This window comes from Rhizobium sp. BT-226, from assembly GCF_025847085.2.
GTDB lineage: Bacteria > Pseudomonadota > Alphaproteobacteria > Rhizobiales > Rhizobiaceae > Rhizobium > Rhizobium sophorae.
Genome location: NZ_JAOYTI010000002.1, coordinates 413,779 through 437,638 on the forward strand (window position 1 = coordinate 413,779; position 23,860 = coordinate 437,638).

Genomic DNA, 23,860 nt, shown 5'->3' on the forward strand with positions numbered 1-23,860 from the left:
CCGACACCACAGTCTCTGTCTGCGAATCGGCCGCGCTCTTCTCTTTCCTGCCGCCCGCAGCTTTCACCGGCCGGTTGAAACTGTTATGCCCTTGCTGCCCCACATTTCAGACCGTTTCAGCACCGATGCCAAAATCCTCCCGCTTCCGCTCGGCGCAGACGGTCACCGTCCTTGCCGTTACCCAGCTGATCGGCTGGGGCACGACCTTCGACATGCTCGGGGTCATGGGCCGCGTCGTGGCGCCCGATCTCGGCCTGGCGAACGAAGTGGTATTTGCCGGCCTGACGATCATGATGGTGGTCAGCGCCATGGTCGGTCCGGCGACCGGCCGCTGGCTTGGCCGCTATGGTGCTGCCCGGGTGCTTTCGGCCGCCTCGCTGACCTTTGCGCTTGGCCTGCTTGTGCTTGCCGCCGCAAACGGCATTGTGCTCTATGCCAGCGCCTGGATCATCATCGGCATCGGCGGCGCATGTGGCCTCTCAGCGCCGGCCTATACCGCCGTCGTCGAGCGCGAAGGGGCAAACGGCAAACGCGTCATCGCCATCCTGATGCTGTTCACCGGGCTTTCGAGCGCCATCTTCTGGCCGATCCTCAGCCTGCTCAATGAGGCGGTCGGCTGGCGCCTCACCTTCCTGGTCTGTGCGGCGCTGCAATTCTTCGTCTGCCTGCCGCTGCATCTTTTCGCCCTGCCGAAGCCGGTCGCAACGCATGTCGAAGGCGGCACAGCCGAAATCGCCCCGGTGCAGCTATCAAAGGCCAAGCAGCGAAAAGCCTTCTTGCTGATCGCCGCGGCGACGACGATCTCGACCTTCGTCACCTTCGGCATCTCCCCATCGCTGCTCGAAATCTTCCGCCAGTCCGGCGCTTCGCCGGCCTTTGCGCTGCAGCTCGGCTCGGCACGCGGCATCCTCGGCATCTCGGCACGTTTCCTCGACATGCTGCTCGGCCGGCGCGGCAATCCCATGCTCAGCGCGGCCATGGGCATCAGCCTGATGATGATGAGCTTTCTTATCATGCTGGTTGCCAGCCCGTCGACGCCGTTGCTCGTCACCTTCGTCCTGCTTTACGGGTTCGGCACCGGCGTCATGACCGTCGCCCGCGCGCTGCTGCCGCTGGCGCTGTTCTCACCGAGCGAATTCGGACTGCAATCGGCCCGGCTGTCGCTGCCGCAGAACCTCGCCAACGCCATCGCCCCCGTCATCTTCACCGCCATCCTCGACCGCGCCGGCACCGGCCCGGCGCTCGCCGCCTGCGCAGTTCTCGCGGCACTGTCTCTCATCTTCGTGCTGATGCTGATGGCGCTGGTGCGCGGCGCCCGCGCATCGGAATCAGCCATTCTTAATGTCTCTTGATTATCATCCACGCAGGATGAGAGCGGCTTTCCATCCACCGCAACCTGATCACGAACCAGCAGCCGGTTTTGGCGAATCTTTTGAATCGCTTGCCGCCGCTTTTTCGAAAGTTGAGTCCGGTGGTTCGGAAGTTGAGTCAGCTTCGCAGCGATCCGAATCCGGACAATCATTCATCCATTTGAAATTTCAATGGAATACAGCGTGGCCGAACGCTTTCGCAAGTCAGAGCGGCCGCGTCACCGCCGTGTGGTTATCGTAGTCGGCGGCGATGCGCTTTTCCCGGAGCGGCCGCACACGATCGATCGAGAGCTGATAATCGGGATGCGCCTTGTAGGCGGCAAGGGCCGCCTCGTCGTCGAATTCGCCATAGACTACGAGATCGATCTCGGTGCCCAGCTGATCGGTCTTCACATTGGTGCCGATTTCCAGCAGCCGCGCATGCGGAATGCCGGTCAGTATAGAAAGCCCGGCCCTCACCTCCTGCAGATGTTCCTCCTGCACGGTGAAAAAGACGATATGACGGATCACGCGGAAGCTCCTGTCAGATTTATCCAAACGATGGAGCGACCTTGGCGCATCCTATCGAACGCGCCGCACTCCAGATCTCAGCCGGGCGATAACATGCGCGCCCCAGGCCTTCAACCGCGCGAGCATGCCACGGGCCGCTTCGGGACGTATCGCCGCATCGAAGACCATGGCATAGGCGGCGAGTTTTTCCGCCCGGTCGGTGCCATTGACAATGCGGCGCGCATTCACCCAGTCCGCGGTCGTCACGTTCAGGTGATCGGCGAGCCTGTGGCCGGTAAAGCTGCCCTGCAGCATGCCTTCGATCAGGATCGTCACCGCCGCATCCATCTCCATCGCCCGGTCGGGATCGGCAACGAGGTCGATCCCCGTCAGCACACTCATCGCCTCATAGTTCCGCTTGTGGGTGAGCTGCACCAGGCCGCGTCCGAGCCAGCTCCGACCATCCTCATCCGGCCGCCAGTAGGGCGTCTTTACCCAGGAGAGCCGGCCTGCGGCAAAGGCCGTCTCGAGGATCTCGACTGCGCGCACATCGCTTTCCGCCAGCGTCTCTCGCACCGGCTGCATCGTATAAGCGGTCTCGTGGTAAGCGGTTGCGAGGATATAGGCGAGCCACCGCCGGTCGGCATGGGCAAACCGTTCTTCCCAGGCGTCGAGGATCGCCGTGATGCCCACTACCTGAGGCTGCGTCAGCTCTCCCTTGAAGAGTCCGTGCCGCACAACATCGAAAAAGAATGCCCGGTCCATGTGGACAACCATTCCGCGCTTCCCTCAAATATCAAGGTTAAAACTATCTTAATCGATTAAATTCGATTTAATCGTTTAAAGTGTTTAAGCCACTGATTTACACGCCTTTTGTCTTGTGCAATGCATCTTCTTGCCCTGAAGCCTTACCACGAAAAGAGGAGACTTCCGATGCAGACATCCGCCAATGCCCCAACCACCATTCCCCAGCATGTCGTCGACCAGATGGAAAACGAATGGCGCCAGGTTCGCCCTGAACGGGAAAATACGCGCCCGGCCCAGCAGCCTCAACAACAACGCTGAAATAGACGCAAAGCGGTACCGATGTAAGCTCGAGCGCCGCCCCAGCGCGCCCGATCAATGCCCCGGCCAGTCACTCGTGGCCGGGTGAATTTTTTCATAGGCACAATAAACATCCCAGCGGTTTGACCGCCCCTCATCGCATCACAGCATCCAGCCGTTTCGCCAGCGTGTCCAACGATCGGCTGAAAACCATCCTGTCGTCCAGCGCACGCGACAACACCAGCGCGCCCTGAATACCGGCGACGCCCTCCTCGGCGAGCGCTTGAGCCTCCCCCTCAGGGCAGCCTGCCCGCATCAGCGCCGAACGCAAGGCGTCGATCCAGCGGACGAAATAGTCGCCGATCGCTGCCGAAAACCGTTCCCGGGTCTCGTCAAGCGCGAAGGCACCGACGAGGCAGATGCGGCCGCCGGAGCGGAAATAATCGTTCACATTCGTCCACATCGCTGCGATCGTCTCACGGGCGTCGCCCTCTCTCAACGGCTGATAGATCGCATGTTCGAACCAGGCATCGACCTCGGCGAGCACGGCACTCGCCATCTCCTCCTTGCCGCCGGGGAAGAAGTGGTAAAGGCTGCCCTTGCCGATGCCGGTGCGTTCGGTGATCCGGCTGAGCGACGTGCCCTCGTAGCCGAGCTCGCGGAAGATTTCCGCTAGCAGCGGTATGATGTCGGCGCGTTCGTAGACAGTTTTCACCCGCGAACTTTCCTTGGCTTGATCAGAGGCCGAGTTCTGTCAGACCGGGATGGTCGTCCGGCCGCCGGCCGAGCGGCCAATGGTATTTGCGTTCCGATTCCCGGATCGGCAGGTCGTTGATGCAGGCGAAGCGGCGCTGCATCAAACCGGCGGCGTCGAATTCCCAGTTCTCGTTGCCATAGGAGCGGAACCAGTTGCCGCTGTCATCGTGCCATTCATAGGCGAAGCGCACGGCGATGCGATGATCGGTAAAGGCCCAGATCTCCTTGATCAACCGGTAATCCAGCTCCTTTGCCCATTTGCGGGTGAGGAAGGCGACAATCTCGGCACGGCCGCTGATGAATTCGGCGCGGTTCCGCCAGCGGCTATCCGGCGTATAGACGAGCGAGACGCGCTCGGGATCACGGCTGTTCCAGCCGTCCTCGGCAAGACGGACTTTCTGGGTGGCAGTCTCAAGGGTGAAAGGCGGGATGAGGCTCGACATGAGTTCTCCGGGACGTTCCTGTACTGAACGGTTATCATTGTACCGATCGGTAAAATGATTGGCAAGCCGCTTCGAGACGACATTTCTCAAAGGCCGGGAGGCAGGCTCCACCGCAGCGGCAGGGCATCCGGGCGAAGCACGATCTCTTCCGGCGTGAAACGCCACAACCTTTCCGCCCGTTGAAAGCTGGCGACCTCGGGTGAATCCAGCAGCACCTCGACCCTTCCCGTCATCTGCAGCATGTCGCCGGTCTCGAAATCGATGAAGACCAGCCCTGCCTTCGGGTTGACGAGGAAATTGCCCAGCGTGTTGAAGAACCGATTGCCGGGAAAATCGGGAACGGTCAGCACGCCGTCGACGCCGACACGCACGAAGCCGGCATTGCCGCCGCGGTGCGACACGTCCACCTGCCGCTCGCCATTCTGCCGGTCGACATAGGAGGCGACAAAGAAGGTATCGGCGCCCTCGATCATCCGCTTCGCCCGATCTTCGAGTTGGCCGGAATGAAGCGGCGGCATCGCTGTGGGCACATCAGGGTCGCGGACGAAGGCGGAAGAGCGAAGCTGGATATATTGCGGGCAATTGCCGAAGCTCTGGCCGACGCGTACCTGGAAAGCTCCAGCGTCCGTCCTGCGGATCACGCCGTTCAGCCGGTTGCGCCGCCGGGTCTCGAGCTGGATCCCGAGCATCGCAATCGCGTCGCCATCCTCCATGCCGGCATCGGCAGGATCGGCTGCGTCGCGCGGCAGCTGCACATCGAGAATCTCCGGCTCCGGCGAGGCCATGAAACCAGGGCGCTCGGCCCTGACCGTTGCCCAGGCATCGCCCTTCGCATCGACGGCGCCGAGCACGACGAAAGGCAGCATCGGAAAGAAGGCACGGTGCTGCTCCGGCATGGCCTTGCGGACGAAATTCCGGCCCGGCCCGTCCATGCGTTCGGCGACACCGACACTGCGCTGCATGGCGAGTTCGCCCGCATGCCAGGGCGATGTGGCGTCCTGTCTTGTCAGATCCAGCATCACGGCCTCCTTCAGGGCGGCATTTGGGGGAACCGGGACAGCGTCCCTGCCCGGGCGGTTTCTCACGCGGCAAGGCCGATCTTGGTCTTGCGGAAGCCGACGAAACCCGGCAGCGCCTCGATGCGCGCAAGCCAGGCGCGAACGCTTGGATAGGCCGAGATATCGACATTGCCCTCCGGCGCATTAGCGATGTAGCTGTAGAGCGCGATGTCGGCGATCGCAGGATTGTCGCCGAGCAGGAAGCTGCGGTCGTCCAGTTCAGCCTCGATCAGCGCCAGAATGCGGTGCGCCCGGGCGATCACTTCGTCGGTGCGGAAATCGGCACCGAAGACGGTGACCAGGCGCGCGGCACATGGCCCATAGGCGATCTCGCCGGCCGCAACCGAGAGCCATTTCTGTATCCGCGCCGCGGCCACCGCCTCTTCCGGCAACCAGTCGGTGCGGCCGTATTTGCGCGCGAGATAGACGAGGATGGCAGCGGAATCGGCAATGACCGTGCCATTGTCGTCGAGCACCGGCACCTGGCCAAAGGGATTGAGCTTCAGAAAGTCCGGCGCCTTGTGAGCGCCTGCCGCCATGTCGACTTCGACCAGTTCATAGGGGGCGCCAAGCAGCGACAGGAACAGGTGAGCCCGGTGGGCATGGCCGGAAAGCGGGTGATGGTAGAGTTTCATTGATGGTTCCTTTGGTCTTCTATTCGACGGGACGCGGTTGGCGATGGCCGCTTCGAACCATCTGCCGTGTAATTTACTGCCTTCCACCTGCCTGCAGTAGAATGCTAATCTGGAAGGCATGTTATCAAATCATGGAAGGATAGAATGGACCGCCTCGACGCCATGAGCGTACTTCTTGCTGTTGTCGAACAGGGCAGCCTGTCGGCCGCCTCACGGCATCTGCGATCCCCGCTCGCAACCGTCAGCCGCAAGGTTTCGGAACTGGAAACACATCTCAATGCCCAACTTGCTGCAGCGGAGCAACCGGAAGATCACGCTGACGGAGGCTGGCCGCGCCTATGTCGAGGCGGCGCGGGAAATTCTCGATCGGGTGGAAGAGGCGGAACGGACCGCTGCCGGCGAATACAGCGCCCCGAAGGGCGAGTTGACGATGACCGCACCCATCGTCTTCGGGCGCCTGCATGTCTTGCCTATCGTGGTGGACTTCCTGAAAGCCTATCCCGATATCAATCTGCGGCTGATGCTTGGCGACCGGCTGTCGAATGTCGTCGAGGATCATATCGACGTGGCGCTCCGGATCGGCAACCTGCCGGACAGCAACCTGATCGCCACAAGGCTCGGCGCGATCCGCCGCACGGTTTATGCCAGCCCCGATTATCTCACGCGGCACGCCCTGCCCCGGCATCCAGGCGATCTCGCTGGACATGACTGCGTCACCTTTGAGGGCATGGCCTCGATGCTGAGCTGGATATTCACCGAGGGGAAGCATGATCTCGCGGTGCCGATCCGCTCGCGGCTTGCCGTCAACACCGCCGAGGCCGCGATCGATGCGGCCGTCGCCGGCCTCGGTATCACCCGCGTGCTTTCGTACCAGGCCGCACGCGCCGAGATGGCAGGCCTGCTGGTGCCGCTGCTCGCCGATTTCGAACCGCCGCCGGCGCCGGTGCATCTCGTCTATCCCGCGCAGGGGCTGGTGCCGCTGAAGCTGCGGGCGCTGCTCGATTTCGCAACGCCGCGCCTGCGCGCGACTTTGAATAAACCTTAAAGCGCATCGCGCTTTAGGTCTTTGTTTTTACGCATGTCGTTATCGCAAAACCGCTGCACACTTTTGCGCGACATGCTTTAGGCGAGCTTGCCCTCTTCCGCCTTGTAGAAATACTGGCTGGCCACCAGCCAGCCCTTCAGCGGCCGGAGCGGCGGAATGCATGTGGCAAGCATGAAGGGGCCGGTGACCAGAAGCTGCACCCAGATCGGCGCCGAAAAGGCCACCTCCAGCCAGACGCCGAGCAGCACGCTCGGGATGCAGGCGAAGCAGATGACGAAGAAGGCCGGACCGTCGGCCGGATCGGCGAAGGAATAATTGAGACCGCAGACCTCGCATTCGGGCTGCAATGTCAGGAAGCCCTTGAACATATGACCCTGGCCGCAGCGCGGGCAGCGCCCCTTGATGCCGGTCTGCATCGGAGGAAGTGGGGGATATTCCGTGTCCATGACGATCTCGCTTTCTTGCTCCGCAAACATTATTACCATCAATGTTTGCAATGAATGCATGCAATATAGTTACATTATGGGGAAATTGCCAGTCAATTTGTCAGAATGCCGCAGAGCCCCTGGCGCATGCCGGCAGCAAGCTGACTGCAGATTTATCAAGCAGCATGTGAGGCCGCAGCCAGGCCTGGCAGCCTGGGCGAATCAGACGTGAACGTGGTGGTGGTGAACGTGACGGTTACGCTTCGCCCATGCCCGAATAGATCTGGGCGCGACCGATCTGATGTCGATCGCTCGCGCCTGAGCAGCCCGGAGCTGGATTCTACGTCAGAAGAACGACGCCGCCATTTCCGGCGGGCCTTCCAGCGCATGGGCCATGAATTCCAGTGCGCCCTGCAGTTTCTCCCGAGTGATCGGTCCGCCAAGGCAGACACGCACGGCCTCGGGTGCCGTGCCCTCGACCGTGAAGGCATCGCTTGCGACGACGCCGACGCCGGAAGAACGGGTATGGCTGCCGAAGGTAGAGCGGGTCCACCCGTTGGAGAGCGGCAGCCAGATGTTGAAGCTGATCGGATCGGCGCGGTAGCTGCCGGCCGGCAGGATGGCGGCGACCATCTGCTGGCGGGCGGCGGCCTCGGCACGGATGAAACGCAGGATCGTATCGGCAGTGCCGTCCTCGATCCAGCGGGTGGCGAGCGCCACGGTCAGCGGCGAGGCCATGACATTGTTGGCGCGCATGGCGCTGACGAAGGGCCACACGGCCTTGCTGTCCGGCGCCACGACATAGGCAAGGCGCAGACCCGCGCCGATGCATTTCGCCAGCCCGCCGATATGCCAGGTCAGATCGGGCGCTGTTGCCGCGAGCGGCGCCGGGCCGTGCTGCGGAATGAAGCCGTAGGCATCGTCCTCGACGATCGGCACGTGATATTTGCGGGCGACGGCGCAGATCTCCTCGCGGCGCCTGGCTGGGATGGTCAGCGTCATCGGGTTCTGCAGCGTCGGATTGAGATAGAGCGCCTTCGGCTTCAATCTCTCGCAGGCCTCGGCAAAGGCGTCCGGCAGGATACCGTCCTCGTCCATCGGCAGGCCGGTCAGATTGAGCCGCAGCTGGGCGGCGATCGAGCGCATGCCGGGATAGGTGATGATTTCCGAAAGCACGGTTTCGCCCGGCTTTGCCAGCAGGCCGAAAATCGCCAGCAGGGCCGGATGGGCGCCGGGTGTGACGAAGATGCGCTCCTGCGACGGCACCAGCCCGCGACGGCTGAGCCAGGAGGCGGCAGCCTCCTTGTCCATGCTGGAGCCGCCGAAACCCTGATAACGCAGCAGCGGAATGAGGTTTGCCGTCACCGCTGACATGCCCTCGCGCATGCGAGCGATCAGCTCGGGATCATCCGGTTCCGGCGGCATATTCATCGAGAAATCGACGATGGAGGCGCGGCGGGGATCGGGCGCGGCGTCGGGCGCGAATCCCTGGCGCTCCTTGTCCGCGCCACCGGTAACGAAAGTGCCTCGGCCGACATGCGAATCCACAAGCCCGCGCTTCTGCGCCTCGACATAACCTCTCGCCACCGTCGTGAAATCGACATTCAGCCGCTTGGCGAGTTCGCGTTGCGGCGGCAGCCGGTCCCCAACCACAAGATGCCCGCTGCGCAGATCCATTTCGATCACATCGGCGATCGCCATATAACGCGGGCTGCTGCTGCGGCTGAGATCGGGATGCCAGTCTTTCATGTCGAAATCCGTATCGGTCTGATTCCTGATGAGATTGACCGTATATTGTTGCACAATGCCGCTGTCACGAAAAATGTCGCGCGCCAAGTCCGGAGAACGACGCAGGACGGAATGGCGCAGCTTTTGCGCACGCCTTGATACGTTTTAATGACGGATTGTCGCCGGATTTGACTGCTGTCTGCGCAAATACAATCTGGCACTGCGACCGCGCTGTCGCAGGCGGATTTCGGCAGCGTGTGCGCCAATGACGTGCTGACGATCCGCTCGGCTTGCCGATCGGCTTTCACCCGAGAAGGCCCGGGTGAGGCGCGAGGACGGCAAGACAATCAGCAGCGTCTTCAGCGCGTATTGACGAGGGTATGCCGCGAGCTACGGCTTCAGGCGTAGGCCGCGAAAGCGTCAATGCCGGTCAGCCTTGCCGACAAGATCCACAGGCGTGCCGCCTCCTCGGGATCGGCTGCATGGTCGCTGACGCCGCCGGGTTCTCCAACCGTTGCGCGGATGGCGATATCGCAGTCCTCGCAATAGAGGCCTCCCATACCGTCGAGTTGCGGCGAGGTCGCCGCCCAAACCTGCGTGGCGGCCCCCTGGGATGCCGTCTTGAATGTCGGATCAATCGGGTTGCCGTCCGCATCGATCCAGCCGGCCCCGACCATTTCCTCCTTTGCGAGATGGCGCTGCAAGGGGGTAAAGATCTTGCCCGGGTGCAGCGAGAAGGCGCGGATGCCGGTGTCGCGCCCGAGCCTGTCCAGATGCACGGCGAAAAGTGCGTTGGCGGTCTTCGACTGACCGTAGGCCCGCCATTTGTCGTAACCGGTCTCGAATTGCACATCCTCCCATCTTATGGCCGAGTTGTGATGGCCACCGGAGGAAACCGAAACGATGCGAGCGCCGCGCGAGATCGCCGGCCAAAGGCGGTTGACCAAGGCGAAATGGCCGAGATGATTGGTCGCGAAGTGTGCCTCCCATCCGTCGCCGACACGCGTTTCCGGGCAGGCCATGATGCCGGCGCTGTTTATCAGGATGTCGATGCTGCGGCCAGACACGACGAACCGCTCGGCAAAGACGCGAACGCTTTCGAGGTCGGAAAGGTCGAGCCGATCAATCTCTACGCCATCGATATCGGCGACCGCGCTGCGCGCCGCCTCGATGCTCCTTGCGCCGATGGTCACCTTGGCGCCGGCGCCCGCCAGAGCGCGCGTGGTCTCGAGCCCGAGACCGGAATGGCCGCCGGTGACGATGGCGCGCTTGCCGGAAAGATCGAGACCGGCCAGAACCTCGCCGGCCGTCGTGTGGGCTCCAAATCCGGAGCCGATGGGGACTTGTTTGTCACTCATGATAATTACCTTTGTTCTGCGGCGTTGCCGTCGCTCGGGATGACGGTCGCGAGAATAAGGCGTAGCCTCCAGACGATCCATGCGCTAAAGTCCGACATATCTTCGCCATCGTCCGGATTTTTACATGGACCCGTTATCCGATGTTCTCGCATTGCTCAAACCGCGCAGCTATGTTTCGGCGGGGCTTGACGCTGGCGGCGCTTGGGCGATCGATTTTCCGCCCCCGGATGGCATCAAGTTCAACGCCGTGATTTCAGGCGCGTGCTGGCTGAGCGTCGATGGCGTCCCCGAAGCTGTCCGCCTGGAGGAAAACGACTGCTTTCTGCTGACGCGCCGCCGAGCCTTTCGTCTCGCCAGCGATCCGGCGCTCGAAGCGATCCCGTCCGACGCGATCTATTCGATCGCCCGCGACGGCATTGCGACTTGCAACGGCGGCGGCGATTTCTTCCTGATCGGCAGCCGTTTTTCCTTTTCGGGAGGAAATTCCGACATCCTTCTCGGAATCCTGCCGCCGATCGTCCATGTGGAGAGGGATTCCGATCACGCCGCCGTGCTGCGCTGGTGTCTCGATCGGATGACGCGCGAACTGCGCGACCAGCAGCCGGGTGGCTTTCTGATGGCGGAGCATTTTGCTCATGTCATGCTCATGCAGGTGTTGCGCCTCCATATCGCATCGCCGAATGCGCGCGGCGTCGGCTGGCTTTTCGCGCTTACCGACCGGCGGATCGGTGCGGCTATCGGTGCCCTGCATGCCGATCCAGCCCGCAAGTGGACGCTGCAGTCGCTGGCTGAACGGGCCTCGATGTCCCGGTCCAGTTTTGCTCTCCACTTCAAGGAAAAGGTCGGGCTTGCGCCGATGGATTATCTGACGCGCTGGCGCATGCTCCTCGCAGGTGACCGATTGACAAACTCGGCCGAAGCAATTGCCGGTGTCGCTCTGTCGCTTGGTTATGAATCCGAAAGCGCATTCAGCACCGCTTTCAAGAGAGTGATGGGATGCTCGCCGCGGCAATATGGTCGCGCTCAGCCGCCCGGTGCCATGCGAGATAGGCTCGGCGCTCAGTGAAACCTTGATTGGTGCAGGCATCGGAGGGAGGTCGCGCGTTGGCCTGCCGAAATTCCCTCCGATACGGTCTTGCACCCGCCGTCCATTCTCTTACCTATTCAAGGAAGAATGCGCCGGCTTTCGGCCTTTCGCGTCGGCGCCCATCGGGATGAAAGCATGAATATCGATCCGATCTTGCGGTCAGTCGTGGCCGTCCGTTCCTCCATTCCGGAAGATGCCTTCACGGCGGAGACGCTGGGCACTGTCCGGGAAGGCAGCGGCGTGGTCATTCGCGACAATGGGCTGGTGCTGACCATCGGTTATCTCATCACCGAGGCCGAAGAGGTCTGGCTGACGACCCATGACGGGCGTGTGGTTCCCGCGCATGCGCTTGCCTATGATCAGGAAAGCGGCTTCGGCCTGGTCCAGGCGCTCGGGGCCTTGAATGCCCCGGCGGTGGATCTCGGCGATGCGGCCACGGCCAAGCCCGGCGATCCCGTCGTGCTTGCCGATGGCATCGGCGAATTTGTCGAGGCAAATATCGTCGCCCGACAGGAATTTGCCGGCTATTGGGAATATCTGCTGGACGAGGCTATTTTCACGGCACCGGCCCACCCCTCATGGGGTGGTGCGGCGCTGATCGGTTCGGACGGCAAGCTTCTCGGTATCGGTTCGCTTCGCCTGCAGATGAGCCATGGCGACGAGGTTGCCGATATCAACATGGTCGTGCCGATCGACCTTTTGCCGCCCATCCTCGACGATCTCTTGAACCGCGGCCAGGTCAACAAGCCACCGCGGCCCTGGCTCGGCGCCTTCTCCGCCGAGAGCAATGGCGGCGTGGTGGTCATGAGCGTGGCCGAAGGCGGTCCGGCCGCCCAGGCTGGCCTGCGTCAGGGCGATATCATTTCGGAGATCCGCGACGAAGAGGTCGACGGCCTGGCCGATTTCTACCGTAAGGTCTGGAGCAGCGGTCCCGCCGGCGCCGAAATCCCCATGCGGATCCTCAGGAACGGCCGGGAAGCCTGGCTGCGCATCAAATCCGCCGACCGCAACAGCTTTCTCAGAAAGCCGCAGCTGCAGTAGGGCCGCCGGCGCCTCAAAACGCCTATTGCATCCCACTCAAAGATTTTCCCGCGTGATCGTCAGGAAGCGCACCGGCTCGGCGCTGACCTCCACCTCGATGAGACCCAGCCTGTTCAGGGCAAGGTCTATCGAACGTCTCGCCTGGACCTCCGGCGCCTGGTCGAGCACGATCGACATGATGCCGCGGCGGAGATAGTCCTGCGTCTGCTCGGTCAATTCGTGGCCAACCCAGAAGGGCCGCTGAGCCTTATTGGCCTCGAGCACCCTGGCAACACCCTTGTTGTCGCCGCCGGCACTATAGACGCCGATGATGCCGGGCTCCCGCCGGAGGGCCGCTTGCAGCAGTTCCATTGCATTGTGCTCGTCATCGAGATCGAACATGACCTCGATGAAACGATGTTCGTTTGAACCATTCTCCGAGAGATAGCTGGAGAAGCCGCGGATCCGCTCCTTATGGTTCTCATAGGCGCCGCTGTGGCAGAGAGCGACGAACGAACCGGGGCGCTGCGCCAGCATGCCCGACATGTAGTGAGCCGCGGTGCGTCCGGCAGCATAGTTGTCGATGCCGACATAGGGCAGTTCGGGGGCCGGACGGGTCATGATCTGAACGACGGGAATGCCGAGGCCGGCGGCCTTGCGCACACTGGTGACGACATCGGCATGGTCGGGCGCAACCACGATCAGCGCCGACCGGCGCGCTGTCGGATTGGCGATATAGCGGGCGAATTGCGCCGGCTCGTTCTCGCGGACGAAGGTGCGGTGAACGACAATGCTCTCGTCGAGCGAGGCGGCGATGCGCTCGAACGCCCGGTTCAGACGCGAATAGAAGCTGGTCTCCGGGCGAACCAGGATCACCTCTATGCGGATCAGGCCGCGATGGACGACCGGCAGGCTTTGCCGGTATTCAAGCCGTCTTGCCGCCAGGAAGACTTTCTCCGCCGTCTCCGGTCGCACGCCGCCGCGGCCGTTAAGGACACGCTCGACGGTCGCGGTGCCAACGCCGGCTTGGCTTGCGACATCCTTCAAAGTCACCTTCATCAGGCTCACCCACTCCCAAAACCTGACACAGCAGAGCATCGGCCTGCTCTGAGGTCAATGATCAAATTTGATCAAGGAAGCATTGGAGCATCGGGGCGCCGCAGCCGTATCGTGCCAGCAATCCGGGAGGAGCACCGGACGTCGAAACAACCGAGATCAAGGATCATTCGCCGGCGGCCGGGGGATGACGGAGGAGCCAGATGAAGATCGCACTCGACCCGCATATGCACCGCCACCTCAATCTGCGCGACCTCTGCCGCAAGGCGGCGGAGCTCGGCTATGAGCATATCGAGCTTTCACCGCGTGACGATTTTCTGCCTTGGTGGGTGCGCCCGCGGGCACACAAGGAACGCATCGCAGAATTCAAGGCGGCCCTGAAGGATCACGGCGTCCAGCTCGCCTCGATCCTGCCGATGTATCGCTGGGCGAGCCCGCATGAGGACGAACGGCAGGCCGCAGTGCGCTACTGGAAGGAAGCAATCGCGATCGCGGCCGAAATGGGCTGCGATACGATGAACTCGGAATTCGGCCGCGGGCCGTCGCCGGATCGCAGCCACCGCGCCAGTTGCTGCGGCGGCATGCATACCCATGAGCATAGTGAGGCTGCCTGGTGGCGCTCGATAGAAGAGCTCGTTCCGGTGTTCGAGCGCGAGGGCGTCACGCTCAACATGGAACCGCATCCGGAAGACTGGTGCGAAACGCTGCATCCGGCGATCGACATGCTGAAGACCATCGGCTCGAAGAACGTCAAATTCCTCTATTGCGCGCCGCATACCTTCTATTTCGGTGACGATATGGCGCGGATGATCCGCGATGCCGGCCCGCTGATCGCCCATGTGCATGTGGCCGATACCTATAATCACAAGGCGTCGTCAGGGCTGCGCTACATCATCAATCCGCCGGGCGCGAAGGTCACCATCCATCAGCACATGGATATGTACCAGGGCGAGATCAATTGGGATGTCTTCTTCTCCTCACTCGCCGCGGTCGGGTTCGACGGCATCATCACCGCCTGCGTCTTCGGCTGGGAGGAGCGTGCCGACGATTCCGGCCGCTTCATGCGCGCTGAAATCCAGAAATATGTCGAAAAATACTGGCCCGGCAAACTTGGCTGATCGTCAACATCCGCCCCGGCACAGCATTATCAGGAATGAAACCGTGACCATCACAATTACGACAGCCCCCTGCTGCTGGGGCGTGGACGACGTCAACAATCCAAACCTTCCCGCTTGGCAACGCGTCTTCGACGAGGCGGCAGCGGCCGGCTATGGCGGTCTCGAACTCGGGCCCTATGGCTACGTGCCGCTCGATGATGGGCTCGTCGCAAAGGCGCTCACCGAGCGCAATCTCTTCATCGTCGCCGGCACGATCTTTGACGACCTCGTCTCTCCCGAAAATCGGGAGACATTGCTGCGGCAGACAGACGAAATCTGCGCCGCCATCACCAAGCTGCCGCAGCCGGAACAGGTGGCGGGCCAGCGGTTCAGGACCCCCTATCTCACGGTCATGGACTGGGGGCACGACGAACGGGACTATGCCGCCGGCCATTCCGATCGTGCGCCGCGTCTCGACGACAAGGCTTGGGCCGGGATGATCGCCAATATCACGGCGATCGCCGAAGTCGCCGAGCGCAAATACGGCGTGCGCGCCGTCATCCACCCGCATGCGGGCGGCTATATCGAATTCGCCGATGAGATCGAGCGGGTGGCAGGTGACATTCCGCAGGAGGTCGCCGGCTTCTGCCTCGACACCGGCCATAGCTATTATGCCGGCATGGATCCCGTGGAGATGCTTCGCCGCTATGCCGACAGGCTCGACTACGTCCACTTCAAGGACATCGACCAGACCGTCTTCGACCGTGTGCTTGGCGAGAAGATCCGCTTCCTCGAGGCCTGCGGACAGGGTGTGATGTGCCCGATCGGCCGCGGCGTCATCGATTATCCTGCCGTCAGGCGGACGCTCGAGGAGATCGGCTATCACGGCTTCATCACCGTCGAGCAGGAGCGCGATCCGAGGAATGTCGCCGGCAGCCTCGAAGATGTGAAGCAAAGCCGCGATTACCTCAGGTCGGTTGGTTTTTAGGGAAAAGATGATGACGAATGACAGGCGAAAGCCGATCCGCTGGGGCATGGTCGGCGGCGGCAAAGGCAGCCAGATCGGCTATATTCATCGCTCGGCAGCGCATCGCGACGAGGTTTTTGCCCTTGCGGCGGGTGCCTTCGATATCGATCCGGAACGCGGCCGCGCCTTCGGCCTCGATCTCGGGCTCGACGAAGCCAGGAGCTACCGGGACTATGCGGCGATGTTTGCGGCAGAAGCCGGGCGGGCTGACGGCATCGAGGCGGTGTCGATCGCAACACCCAACAATACCCATTTCGCGATCTGCAAGGCAGCACTCGAACATGATCTGCATGTGATCTGCGAAAAACCGCTCTGCTTCACGACCGCCGAGGCCGAGGAGCTGAAGGCGCTTTCTGAGGCGCGCAGCCGTATCGTCGGCGTGACCTATGGTTATGCCGGCCATCAGATGATCGAGCAGGCGCGCGCCATGGTCAGGAATGGCGATCTCGGCGAGATCCGCATCGTCAATCTGCAATTCGCCCATGGCTTCCATAGTGCTGCGGTGGAGGAGCAGAACCCCTCGACGCGCTGGCGCGTCGATCCGAAATTCGCAGGCCCCAGCTATGTCCTCGGCGACGTCGGGACCCACCCGCTTTATATCGCCAAGGTCATCCTGCCGCACCTCAAGATCCGGCGTCTGCTCTGCACGCGCCAGAGCTTCGTCAAAAGCCGAGCGCCGCTCGAAGACAATGCGGTGACCCTGATGGAATATGATAATGGCGCGATCGCCACCATCTGGTCGAGCGCTGTCAATGCCGGCTCCATGCACGGCCAGAAGATCCGCATCGTCGGCTCGAAGGCCAGTATCGAATGGTGGGACGAACGGCCGAACCAGCTCGCCTACGAGATCCAGGGCGAACCGGCCCGCATTCTCGAGCGCGGCATGGACTATCTCTATCCTGAGGCCAGGATCGACGATCGTATCGGCGGCGGTCACCCGGAAGGTCTCTTCGAAGCCTGGGCGAACCTCTATCGCCGCTTCGGCTTCGCTATCAACAGAGAGCGCGGCCTTGCCCCTGCGGGGGTCGAAGAGTTGGTCTTTCCCGATGTCGATGCCGGACTGGAAGGAGTGCGCTGGGTGGAAAACTGCGTGCGGTCCGCCGACGCCGGCGGGGTCTGGCTGGATTATCGCTAGGTCTTCAAGGAGCCCTGGTGCGTCCCTGTCTGGCGCCATATGCCGGCTTTACACAGCTGCGCTGGAGATATGTTCAAGGACGGCCTTTCCGTGCCCTCTCAGATAAGCGGATCGTCATCTTCCGTTGCCTGCGGCGGGCGGCGACGCGTGCTGTCGTTGGCGGCCTTTTTATGCTCGTCGGCAGCTGCCTCGCGGATATTCTGGAAGCGGTTGTCGCCAGCGCCGTCTGCGGGTGGCTGCGGGTCGCTTTTTTTCACAAAACGGATCATGGGTCATTTCCTGCTTCAACAGTGGGAGCGCTCCGCACATATATCGGAGCGCTCTGGAAAAACGGTGTCAGACGGCAAGCGCCGTGGCGCAAGCTTGAACACTTCGGCTGTCGGGTGAGGTCTGCCCAGGCATGGTCGCCCAACCGCCGGCCTCGACGAACTGACGCTGCTTGTAGCCTTCGGTAATCGCCTTGAACTCGATCAGTTTAGCGCTCGCATCCGGCGCCGCATTGAACCGCTCGACGCAAATGGCCGACGCCAGTTCTCCGCGTGCGGTGTCGCCGGCGGCGGCTGCCGCTTTGCTTGACGTGCCGCCTGTTACCCAACCTCCCCAGCTGAATCCGATAATCATCGTGGCGATCGCCGTGACGACGCAGGCCCAGACGAGAAGCGTCTTGGATGGCTGGTAGCTGTCGAAACGCTGGGTGATCGATGTCTTGTTGCTGCTCTGTACGGACATTGGAATTCTCCCTGTCTGTTATTCGGGTTGTGCCGTCCGGCGACGCCGGACCGGGTCAAGCTGGCCTCAGTATCCCATAGCGCCCATGCCGCCATTTCCGGCCGCAGGCGCAGAGTCTCTTGCGGGAATATCGGCGATCATCACCTCGGCGGTGATCAGCAGCGCCGCGATCGAGCCGGCGTCCTGCAGAGCGGTGCGCACGACCTTTGCAGGATCGACGATGCCGGCCTCGATCATATCGACATAAGTCTCCGTCTGTGCGTCGAAGCCCTGATTGTGATCATTGCTGCCGGCGAGTTTTCCGACGACGATCGAGCCCTCGAACCCAGCATTGTCGGCGATCTGCCGGATCGGGGCTTCGAGCGCCCTGAGCACGATCGAGATGCCCGCCGTCACGTCGGCGTTCTCCCCCGTCAGTCCCGTCAGCGCCGACTTGGCGCGCAACAGTGCCACGCCGCCGCCGGGCACGATGCCCTCTTCGACCGCCGCACGGGTGGCGTTCAGCGCGTCATCGATGCGGTCCTTCTTTTCCTTGACTTCCGTCTCGGTCGCGCCGCCGACGCGGATGACCGCGACGCCGCCGGCGAGTTTCGCCAGGCGTTCCTGCAGCTTTTCCTTATCGTAATCGGAAGTGGTGTCTTCGATCTGCGCCTTGATCTGCTGGATACGTGCCTGTATGGCTGCTTTCTCGCCGGAGCCGTCGATGATCGTGGTGCTGTCCTTGTCGATCAGCACACGTTTGGCGTGGCCGAGCATATCGAGCGTGACGTTGTCGAGCTTGATGCCGAGATCTTCGGAAATCATCTGGCCGGCGGTCAGCACAGCAATGTCTTCCAGCATGGCCTTGCGGCGATCGCCGAAACCCGGCGCCTTGACGGCTGCGACCTTCAGGCCGCCGCGCAGCTTGTTGACAACCAGTGTCGCCAGCGCCTCGCCTTCGACGTCCTCCGAGATGAGGAGCAGCGGCTTGCCGGTCTGTACGACAGCTTCCAGGATCGGCAGCATCGCCTGCAGGCTGCCGAGTTTCTTCTCGTGAACGAGGATATAGGGATCCTCCAGTTCCACGCGCATCTTCTCGGCATTGGTGACGAAATAGGGTGAGAGATAGCCGCGGTCGAACTGCATGCCCTCGACGACATCAAGTTCGGTCTCGGCGGTTCGCGCCTCTTCGACCGTTATGACGCCCTCATTGCCGACCTTGTCCATCGCCTTGGCGATCATCTCGCCGATAGTGGCGTCGCCATTGGCGGCAATGGTGCCGACCTGGGCGATCTCGCCTGACGATTTGACCTTCATCGCCCGCGCCTTGATTTCCTTGACGACGGCGATAACGCCGAGATCGATGCCGCGCCTGAGATCCATCGGGTTCATGCCGGCAGCGACGAGCTTTGCGCCTTCGCGGAAGATGGAAGCGGCGAGCACCGTTGCCGTCGTCGTGCCGTCGCCGGCAAGATCATTGGTCTTCGAAGCCACCTCGCGCACCATTTGCGCGCCCATGTTCTCGAACTTGTCTTCGAGCTCGATCTCCTTGGCGACGCTGACGCCGTCCTTGGTAATGCGCGGTGCGCCATAGGCCTTGTCAATGACAACGTTGCGACCCTTCGGGCCAAGCGTCACCTTGACGGCGTTGTTGAGCAATTCGACGCCGCGCAGCAGACGGTCGCGCGCGTCGGTGGAGAATCTGATTTCCTTGGCAGACATGATATTTCTTTCCAGTTCGGTCTTGAGATGCTGGTCACAAATTCGACGCTCAGGCGGCTTTGTCGGCAGCCGCTTCGGTCTTTCCGACGATGCCCATGATGTCGGTCTCCTTCATGATCAGAAGGGTTTCGCCATCGATCGTGACCTCTGTGCCCGACCATTTTCCAAACAGAATGAGATCGCCGACCTCGACATCAAGCGGGTTGAGATTGCCGCTTTTGTCGCGCAGGCCCGGGCCGACTGCGACCACTTCGCCTTGCTGCGGCTTCTCCTTGGCGGTGTCTGGAATGATGATCCCGCCCTTGGATTTGACATCGCCTTCCGCACGTCGAATGACGACGCGGTCGTGAAGTGAACGGAATTTCATAGAGGTCTTTCTGCTGCCGGCGCGTATGGCGGCTGCAATTCATAAATAGCACTCGTGGCACTCGATTGATAGGAGTGCCAAGAAATATTCTTCGCGGTGGAAATTTTTTGAGATATTCAGGAAATCAATCCGACCGGATATTTTGTAATAATCAGGAAATGGCCAGAATTTTTTGCGCCGTCGCGTTCCGTTTTATTTGCGTAAACGAAGAGTTAATTTGGCGTTTTTCATAGATAAATCATAATTTATCTTGATTTAAACTCAATCGTGGCGCAATGATAGATCTCGTCGATTTGGCCGATTTGGCTTCGCGGTGTCAGAGACCTACGACCCGCCATCACCACTGAATTCTCGACAGCGATCCATGACGTCGTTCCGGCGTTGAGTTCGCCTGTTCCGATCCGGAATGAGCTTGGCGCTGACCGCGGATGTACCGGCAGCCTCGAGTTCGTCCGGTTTGGATCCCAACGATACAGGAAACGCATCGGCGTATTCCTGCGGAGGCCTCAGCCGTGACAAGTCGCACCACACAAACCGTCGTCCGCTTTACATCCCCATTCCGCCTGCCCGGTTTCGACGGGGCGCAGCCAGCCGGAGAATACCGCGTCGATTATGACGAGGAATTGATCGATAGCGTTTCCAGGCTTGCCTGGCGACGGGTCGGCGCCTTCATCCACCTGCCGGCGATCGCCGCCCGGAGTTCGACGCAGCAGATGATGCCCATCCACCTGTCAGATCTCGAAACCGCGCTCGAAAAGGACCACAAACCGTCATGACCGCTACGCGCATCCCGCAACGCAATGGACGCTCAATCCGGCGCGAGGCAGCAACACATATCTTCAAGGTGGGGCAGACTGTCCGGGTGAAGGACGGGTTCTTGGTCGTTCCCTCCAAGCTCCCCGACACATACCGCATTACCGCCACGCTGCCTCTGAGAGGAAATATGCTGCAATACCGCATCCGCAGTGACGATGAACGTCATGAGCGGGTCGCGACGGAAGACAGTCTGGAACTGGTAAACCTATCGCCCGCCGGCGGCGGCGCAACACTGATCGAGAGGACGTTTGGCCATGGCCACGGCCCGAATGACGAAAGGTTGACATCGTGAACAGCCATGAAGACGAAGCCGAACGAAGACGGAATGCCTTTGCCGTCGGCACGTGGGAAAACAAATGTGGCGCTTCCGGCCGCTACTCCATGGAGATCGAACACGACCGCCGGATCGAATCCGCCCGTTCGTCGACCGTCTATCGTGTATCAGCAAACCTTCCAGTGCGCGCCGATCATGCCGTGATCGGCAAGAGCCGTTCGCAGGCCGGGAAAGACATGATGTCCTTCAATCTTCTCAACATAGGATACCGGAAGGAATGGCTCAGGCTGTCGGACGCCGCCCGGAGTGCTCGTCAGACCCCGCCGGTTCAACCATGGCGCTAGCCTTCCTGAACCAAAGCCGCAGCTTCGATGCAGCGAGAAATGCTGTGCGCTTCGTCGGCCATGACGGCATGTTTCAGGTGTTGTTCTTCATCGAGGTTGGCGCTCTGGCGAAATCCGACACCGCATTGCAAAGAACCGAGCCTTCGGAAACGAGGTGGCTTTCGTCGTTCGACGCCCTGCGCAACTCCATTCAGGACGTGGCACACAAAGCCTATTCCTACCGCCGCCGCGCCTTCTATACTCTAACTGCGGCGGACTTCCGCTAGACGGATCCGGACGCGCGAGAACGCTCCATGTTGATCCGTTACGGCTATGAAATCACGCTGACCTGCCCACAGCCGACCGCATTGGTATGTCTGTTGTCGGTGCATGAGGATCGTGCGGCCGACATCAGAATTCCGGAAACGGTCTTCACCACCCCTGATGTTCCCACTTCGACTTATCGCGACCTCTTCGGCAACCGCTGTCTTCGGCTGGTTGCCCCGGCGGGCGACCTGACCATATGGGGCGATGCGACGATCGAAGACGACGGCCAGGCGGACAGGTCGCTGCCAGGCGCCAGGGAAGTCCCGGTTTCGGAATTGCCGGATGATTGCCTCGTCTACCTGATGGGCAGCCGCTATTGCGAGACGGATCGTCTCAGTCAAATTGCATGGGATATGTTCGGCACCGTCTCACCCGGCTGGGGCCGCGTTCAGGCGATCTGCGACTTCGTTCACGGCCACATTCAATTCGACTACATGCAGGCACGATCGACGCGGACAGCCTTCGAGGCATTCCACGAACGTGTCGGCGTCTGTCGCGACTTTGCGCATCTCGCGGTGGCGTTGTGCCGTTGCCTTAACATTCCTGCCCGATACATCAATGGCCATCTCGGCGACATCGGTATTCCCGTCGTTGATCCGATGGACTTCAGCGCCTGGATCGAGGTCTTCCTCGACGGTGCATGGCATACGTTCGATCCGCGCAACAACACGCCGCGGATCGGTCGTATCATCGTCGCACGCGGGCGCGACGCCGCCGACATACCGCTCATCAATTCCTTTGGACCGCATGTGCTGAAGGCGTTTCGAGTCTGGACTTATGAAGTGGCGGACCTGCAGCACATGCAGGGCCTCGCCGAAGGCGCTGTTTAGAGCGAGACCTGTCCAGCCTCAGGCTGCTGCAGGCCGCAGCTGTCGCAGGAGTGCCCGTCCGTTCCCGGTCCATAGCAGCGCCGAGCGAACTGCGCCCTCCCCAAAATCACGTGACAGCGTCGCTCGCCTTGTCTTAACTAGGGCATTGCCGGTTCGGGGCGACTCGCGCCGGAAGCCGGCGTCGATGTCTTCGAGTGGAGGGCCGCTTCAGATGAAAATCCTTGTCATTGGCGCGGCCGGAATGGTCGGCCGCAAGCTGGTGGCTGCGCCGGGCAATTTCGATGCGAGCCGGGCGCTGGCGCTCGGCTTTACAGCCGCAACATCCTTCGACGAGATCATTCGCGTGCATATCGAGGACGAGCTCGAAGGCCGCCTGCCGGAGCTTTCCTGACATGCTGCTTGGGGCGATTGCCGATGATTTCACCGGCGCCAGCGATCTTGCCAACACGCTTGCGAGAGGCGGCATGTCGACCGTGCAGTTCGTCGGCCCCGGCCGCGGCAAGACGGATTGCGAGGCCGGCGTCGTCGCACTGAAGACGCGCTCGGCGCCGGTCGACGATGCGGTGCGTCAGTCGCTGGAGGCGGCGCGCTGGCTGCTCGAGCAGGGCTGCGAGCAGATCGTCTTCAAATATTGCTCGACCTTCGATTCAACACCGACCGGCAATATCGGCCCGGTGGCCGAAGCGCTGCTGCGCCTCACCGGCACCGGCGTCGCCGTCGTCTGCCCGGCCTTTCCGGCGACCGGCCGGCGGCTTTTCATGGGACATCTCTTCGTCGGCGACCGGCTGCTCAGCGAATCCGGCATGCAGAACCATCCGTTGACGCCGATGACCGATCCCGACATCCGCCGCTGGCTGCAGCAGCAGACGAAGGGCGAGATCGGCAGCATTGCGCTCGACGTGGTGCGCTCGGGTGCTGCGGCCTTGCGCAACGGCCTGCGCGCCGAACTCACCGCCGGCCACCGCCTGGTCGTCGTCGACGCCATCGAGGACGGCGACCTTACGACGATCGCGGCCGCGGTCGCCGACCACAAGCTGGTGACCGGCGGCTCGGGCATCGCACAGGGCCTGCCGCAGAATTTCCGCGACCAGGGCAAGCTCTCAGATGCGGCGGCCGAAGTGCCTCTGGTCGAGGGTCCCGGTGTCGTGATCTGCGGCTCCTGCTCCACGACCTCGCAGAACCAGGTCGCCTGTCACCTGCAGAACCATCCGGGGCTTGCGATCGATCCGGCGGTGCTGATGCGCGCTCGATGTCGGTGGAGCGCGCGGCACGCTGGGTGGAGGCGAATGCGGCCGAAAATCCGATCGTCTATTCGACAGCGGCTCCTGAAGTGGTGAGCTTCGTGCAGCAGCGTTTCGGGCGCGAGGACGTGGCTGGAAAAATCGAGGCCTTCTTTGGCGGACTGGCGCGGCGGCTCGCCGATGCCGGCACGCGGCAGATCGTCGTCGGAGGCGGAGAAACCTCCGGCGCGGTAGTGGAGGCGCTCGGTCTCAAAAACATGATGATCGGGCCGGAAATCGATCCCGGCGTGCCGGTCCTAGTAGCCGACCGCTCCGGGCCGCTCGGGCTTGCGCTGAAGAGCGGCAATTTCGGCTCACCACACTTTTTTGCCAAGGCGCTGGACAGGATCGCCGGTCATGAATGAGCGCGCAGGCCGCTGACGATGCGCCCGTTCGCTTAGGGCGGCGGTTGAAAGATGTTGGCATCGTGCCATCTTGGG

28 protein-coding genes and 2 pseudogenes are annotated in these 23,860 nt (G+C 61.9%); 16 read left to right on the forward strand and 14 right to left on the reverse strand.

What is annotated here, in order from left to right:
- Positions 1-125: 125 nt before the first annotated feature.
- Positions 126-1,352 carry an MFS transporter gene (locus tag OIU37_RS12125; RefSeq protein ID WP_264257583.1) on the forward strand — a complete coding sequence of 409 codons (1,227 nt, stop codon included), beginning with the start codon at positions 126-128 and terminating at the stop codon, positions 1,350-1,352.
- A 222-nt stretch (positions 1,353-1,574) separates the two neighbouring features.
- On the opposite strand, the gene OIU37_RS12130 is transcribed toward OIU37_RS12125, so the two are convergent.
- Positions 1,575-1,880, reverse strand: coding sequence for a Dabb family protein (locus OIU37_RS12130; protein ID WP_168313360.1), 306 nt, complete (start codon positions 1,878-1,880; stop codon positions 1,575-1,577).
- 51 nt (positions 1,881-1,931) lie between these two features.
- The gene (locus tag OIU37_RS12135) at positions 1,932-2,636 is read right to left on the reverse strand and encodes a hypothetical protein (RefSeq protein ID WP_264257584.1); all 705 of its coding nucleotides are present in this window, start codon (positions 2,634-2,636) and stop codon (positions 1,932-1,934) included.
- Positions 2,637-2,792: 156 nt separating this feature from the next.
- Between OIU37_RS12135 and OIU37_RS12140 the strand changes: the two genes are divergently transcribed.
- Positions 2,793-2,924, forward strand: coding sequence for a hypothetical protein (locus OIU37_RS12140; RefSeq protein WP_257785305.1), 132 nt, complete (start codon positions 2,793-2,795; stop codon positions 2,922-2,924).
- A 133-nt stretch (positions 2,925-3,057) separates the two neighbouring features.
- Here the strand turns inward: OIU37_RS12140 and OIU37_RS12145 are convergent, their stop codons facing one another.
- The 4 genes from OIU37_RS12145 to OIU37_RS12160 form a co-directional block, all read right to left on the reverse strand.
- Positions 3,058-3,618 (reverse strand): TetR/AcrR family transcriptional regulator, encoded by a 561-nt coding sequence (locus OIU37_RS12145; RefSeq protein WP_168316725.1) that lies wholly within the window; start codon positions 3,616-3,618, stop codon positions 3,058-3,060.
- Between the two features lie 22 nt (positions 3,619-3,640).
- Positions 3,641-4,102, reverse strand: coding sequence for a nuclear transport factor 2 family protein (locus OIU37_RS12150; protein WP_264257585.1), 462 nt, complete (start codon positions 4,100-4,102; stop codon positions 3,641-3,643).
- Between the two features lie 86 nt (positions 4,103-4,188).
- Positions 4,189-5,121 (reverse strand): pyridoxamine 5'-phosphate oxidase family protein, encoded by a 933-nt coding sequence (locus tag OIU37_RS12155; RefSeq protein ID WP_264257586.1) that lies wholly within the window; start codon positions 5,119-5,121, stop codon positions 4,189-4,191.
- A gap of 62 nt (positions 5,122-5,183) precedes the next feature.
- Complete coding sequence (locus tag OIU37_RS12160; protein ID WP_264257587.1) at positions 5,184-5,795, reverse strand: glutathione S-transferase family protein; 612 nt, start codon at positions 5,793-5,795, stop codon at positions 5,184-5,186.
- Between the two features lie 144 nt (positions 5,796-5,939).
- On the opposite strand from OIU37_RS12160, the pseudogene OIU37_RS12165 reads away from it, so the two are divergent.
- A pseudogene (locus OIU37_RS12165) lies at positions 5,940-6,840 on the forward strand (LysR substrate-binding domain-containing protein).
- Positions 6,841-6,917: 77 nt separating this feature from the next.
- Here the strand turns inward: OIU37_RS12165 and OIU37_RS12170 are convergent.
- The 3 genes from OIU37_RS12170 to OIU37_RS12180 all read right to left on the reverse strand — a co-directional run bounded on the left by OIU37_RS12170 (position 6,918) and on the right by OIU37_RS12180 (position 10,351).
- On the reverse strand, positions 6,918-7,286 hold the full coding sequence (locus tag OIU37_RS12170; RefSeq protein ID WP_171602130.1) for a DUF983 domain-containing protein: 369 nt from the start codon (positions 7,284-7,286) through the stop codon (positions 6,918-6,920).
- Positions 7,287-7,610: 324 nt separating this feature from the next.
- On the reverse strand, positions 7,611-9,014 hold the full coding sequence (locus OIU37_RS12175) for a PLP-dependent aminotransferase family protein (RefSeq protein ID WP_168313352.1): 1,404 nt from the start codon (positions 9,012-9,014) through the stop codon (positions 7,611-7,613).
- 377 nt (positions 9,015-9,391) lie between these two features.
- Positions 9,392-10,351, reverse strand: coding sequence for an SDR family NAD(P)-dependent oxidoreductase (locus OIU37_RS12180; protein WP_171601090.1), 960 nt, complete (start codon positions 10,349-10,351; stop codon positions 9,392-9,394).
- Between the two features lie 124 nt (positions 10,352-10,475).
- Here OIU37_RS12180 and OIU37_RS12185 point away from each other — a divergent pair, with 124 nt between their 5' ends.
- Entirely contained in the window at positions 10,476-11,417 is a 942-nt protein-coding gene (locus tag OIU37_RS12185; RefSeq protein WP_182209914.1) for an AraC family transcriptional regulator, read from the forward strand.
- Between the two features lie 156 nt (positions 11,418-11,573).
- Complete coding sequence (locus OIU37_RS12190; RefSeq protein ID WP_171601093.1) at positions 11,574-12,479, forward strand: S1C family serine protease; 906 nt, start codon at positions 11,574-11,576, stop codon at positions 12,477-12,479.
- A 36-nt stretch (positions 12,480-12,515) separates the two neighbouring features.
- Here OIU37_RS12190 and OIU37_RS12195 read toward each other — a convergent pair whose 3' ends face one another.
- Complete coding sequence (locus OIU37_RS12195; protein ID WP_182209915.1) at positions 12,516-13,517, reverse strand: LacI family DNA-binding transcriptional regulator; 1,002 nt, start codon at positions 13,515-13,517, stop codon at positions 12,516-12,518.
- A 200-nt stretch (positions 13,518-13,717) separates the two neighbouring features.
- Here OIU37_RS12195 and OIU37_RS12200 point away from each other — a divergent pair, with 200 nt between their 5' ends.
- From OIU37_RS12200 to OIU37_RS12210, 3 genes are read left to right on the forward strand one after another with little or no spacing between them, the layout of a single operon-like run.
- Positions 13,718-14,632 carry a sugar phosphate isomerase/epimerase gene (locus OIU37_RS12200; protein WP_168313347.1) on the forward strand — a complete coding sequence of 305 codons (915 nt, stop codon included), beginning with the start codon at positions 13,718-13,720 and terminating at the stop codon, positions 14,630-14,632.
- A gap of 43 nt (positions 14,633-14,675) precedes the next feature.
- Entirely contained in the window at positions 14,676-15,599 is a 924-nt protein-coding gene (locus tag OIU37_RS12205; protein ID WP_264257588.1) for a sugar phosphate isomerase/epimerase, read from the forward strand.
- Between the two features lie 7 nt (positions 15,600-15,606).
- Entirely contained in the window at positions 15,607-16,773 is a 1,167-nt protein-coding gene (locus OIU37_RS12210) for a Gfo/Idh/MocA family protein (RefSeq protein ID WP_182209917.1), read from the forward strand.
- A gap of 98 nt (positions 16,774-16,871) precedes the next feature.
- Here OIU37_RS12210 and OIU37_RS12215 read toward each other — a convergent pair whose 3' ends face one another.
- The 4 genes from OIU37_RS12215 to groES all read right to left on the reverse strand — a co-directional run bounded on the left by OIU37_RS12215 (position 16,872) and on the right by groES (position 19,570).
- A complete protein-coding gene (locus OIU37_RS12215) occupies positions 16,872-17,042 on the reverse strand; it encodes a hypothetical protein (RefSeq protein WP_264257589.1) in 171 nt (56 codons plus the stop codon).
- 67 nt (positions 17,043-17,109) lie between these two features.
- Positions 17,110-17,502 carry a hypothetical protein gene (locus OIU37_RS12220; protein WP_171601097.1) on the reverse strand — a complete coding sequence of 131 codons (393 nt, stop codon included), beginning with the start codon at positions 17,500-17,502 and terminating at the stop codon, positions 17,110-17,112.
- A gap of 66 nt (positions 17,503-17,568) precedes the next feature.
- Positions 17,569-19,203: a chaperonin GroEL gene (gene groL / locus OIU37_RS12225; RefSeq protein WP_182209918.1), complete on the reverse strand. Its 1,635-nt coding sequence runs from the start codon at positions 19,201-19,203 to the stop codon at positions 17,569-17,571.
- Positions 19,204-19,252: 49 nt separating this feature from the next.
- Complete coding sequence (gene groES, locus OIU37_RS12230; RefSeq protein WP_182209919.1) at positions 19,253-19,570, reverse strand: co-chaperone GroES; 318 nt, start codon at positions 19,568-19,570, stop codon at positions 19,253-19,255.
- 512 nt (positions 19,571-20,082) lie between these two features.
- On the opposite strand from groES, the gene OIU37_RS12235 reads away from it, so the two are divergent.
- The 8 genes and pseudogenes from OIU37_RS12235 to OIU37_RS12270 all read left to right on the forward strand — a co-directional run bounded on the left by OIU37_RS12235 (position 20,083) and on the right by OIU37_RS12270 (position 23,785).
- A complete protein-coding gene (locus tag OIU37_RS12235) occupies positions 20,083-20,346 on the forward strand; it encodes a hypothetical protein (RefSeq protein WP_264257590.1) in 264 nt (87 codons plus the stop codon).
- Positions 20,343-20,678, forward strand: a complete 336-nt coding sequence (locus tag OIU37_RS12240) for a hypothetical protein (RefSeq protein WP_171601101.1) — start codon at positions 20,343-20,345, stop codon at positions 20,676-20,678. Before OIU37_RS12235 ends, OIU37_RS12240 begins: the two co-directional genes overlap by 4 nt.
- Positions 20,675-21,004 carry a hypothetical protein gene (locus OIU37_RS12245; protein WP_171601102.1) on the forward strand — a complete coding sequence of 110 codons (330 nt, stop codon included), beginning with the start codon at positions 20,675-20,677 and terminating at the stop codon, positions 21,002-21,004. The genes OIU37_RS12240 and OIU37_RS12245 overlap by 4 nt, the downstream gene beginning before the upstream one ends.
- Positions 20,995-21,270 (forward strand): DUF1488 domain-containing protein, encoded by a 276-nt coding sequence (locus OIU37_RS12250; protein ID WP_171601103.1) that lies wholly within the window; start codon positions 20,995-20,997, stop codon positions 21,268-21,270. Before OIU37_RS12245 ends, OIU37_RS12250 begins: the two co-directional genes overlap by 10 nt.
- 27 nt (positions 21,271-21,297) lie before the next feature.
- Entirely contained in the window at positions 21,298-22,140 is an 843-nt protein-coding gene (locus OIU37_RS12255; protein WP_171601104.1) for a transglutaminase family protein, read from the forward strand.
- 268 nt (positions 22,141-22,408) lie between these two features.
- Positions 22,409-22,531: pseudogene (locus OIU37_RS12260) on the forward strand (NAD-dependent epimerase); the annotation flags it as partial.
- A 1-nt stretch (position 22,532) separates the two neighbouring features.
- Positions 22,533-23,477 carry a 3-oxo-tetronate kinase gene (otnK, locus tag OIU37_RS12265; protein WP_319004719.1) on the forward strand — a complete coding sequence of 315 codons (945 nt, stop codon included), beginning with the start codon at positions 22,533-22,535 and terminating at the stop codon, positions 23,475-23,477.
- A complete protein-coding gene (locus OIU37_RS12270; RefSeq protein WP_319004721.1) occupies positions 23,390-23,785 on the forward strand; it encodes a nucleotide-binding domain containing protein in 396 nt (131 codons plus the stop codon). Before otnK ends, OIU37_RS12270 begins: the two co-directional genes overlap by 88 nt.
- Positions 23,786-23,860 lie beyond the last annotated feature (75 nt).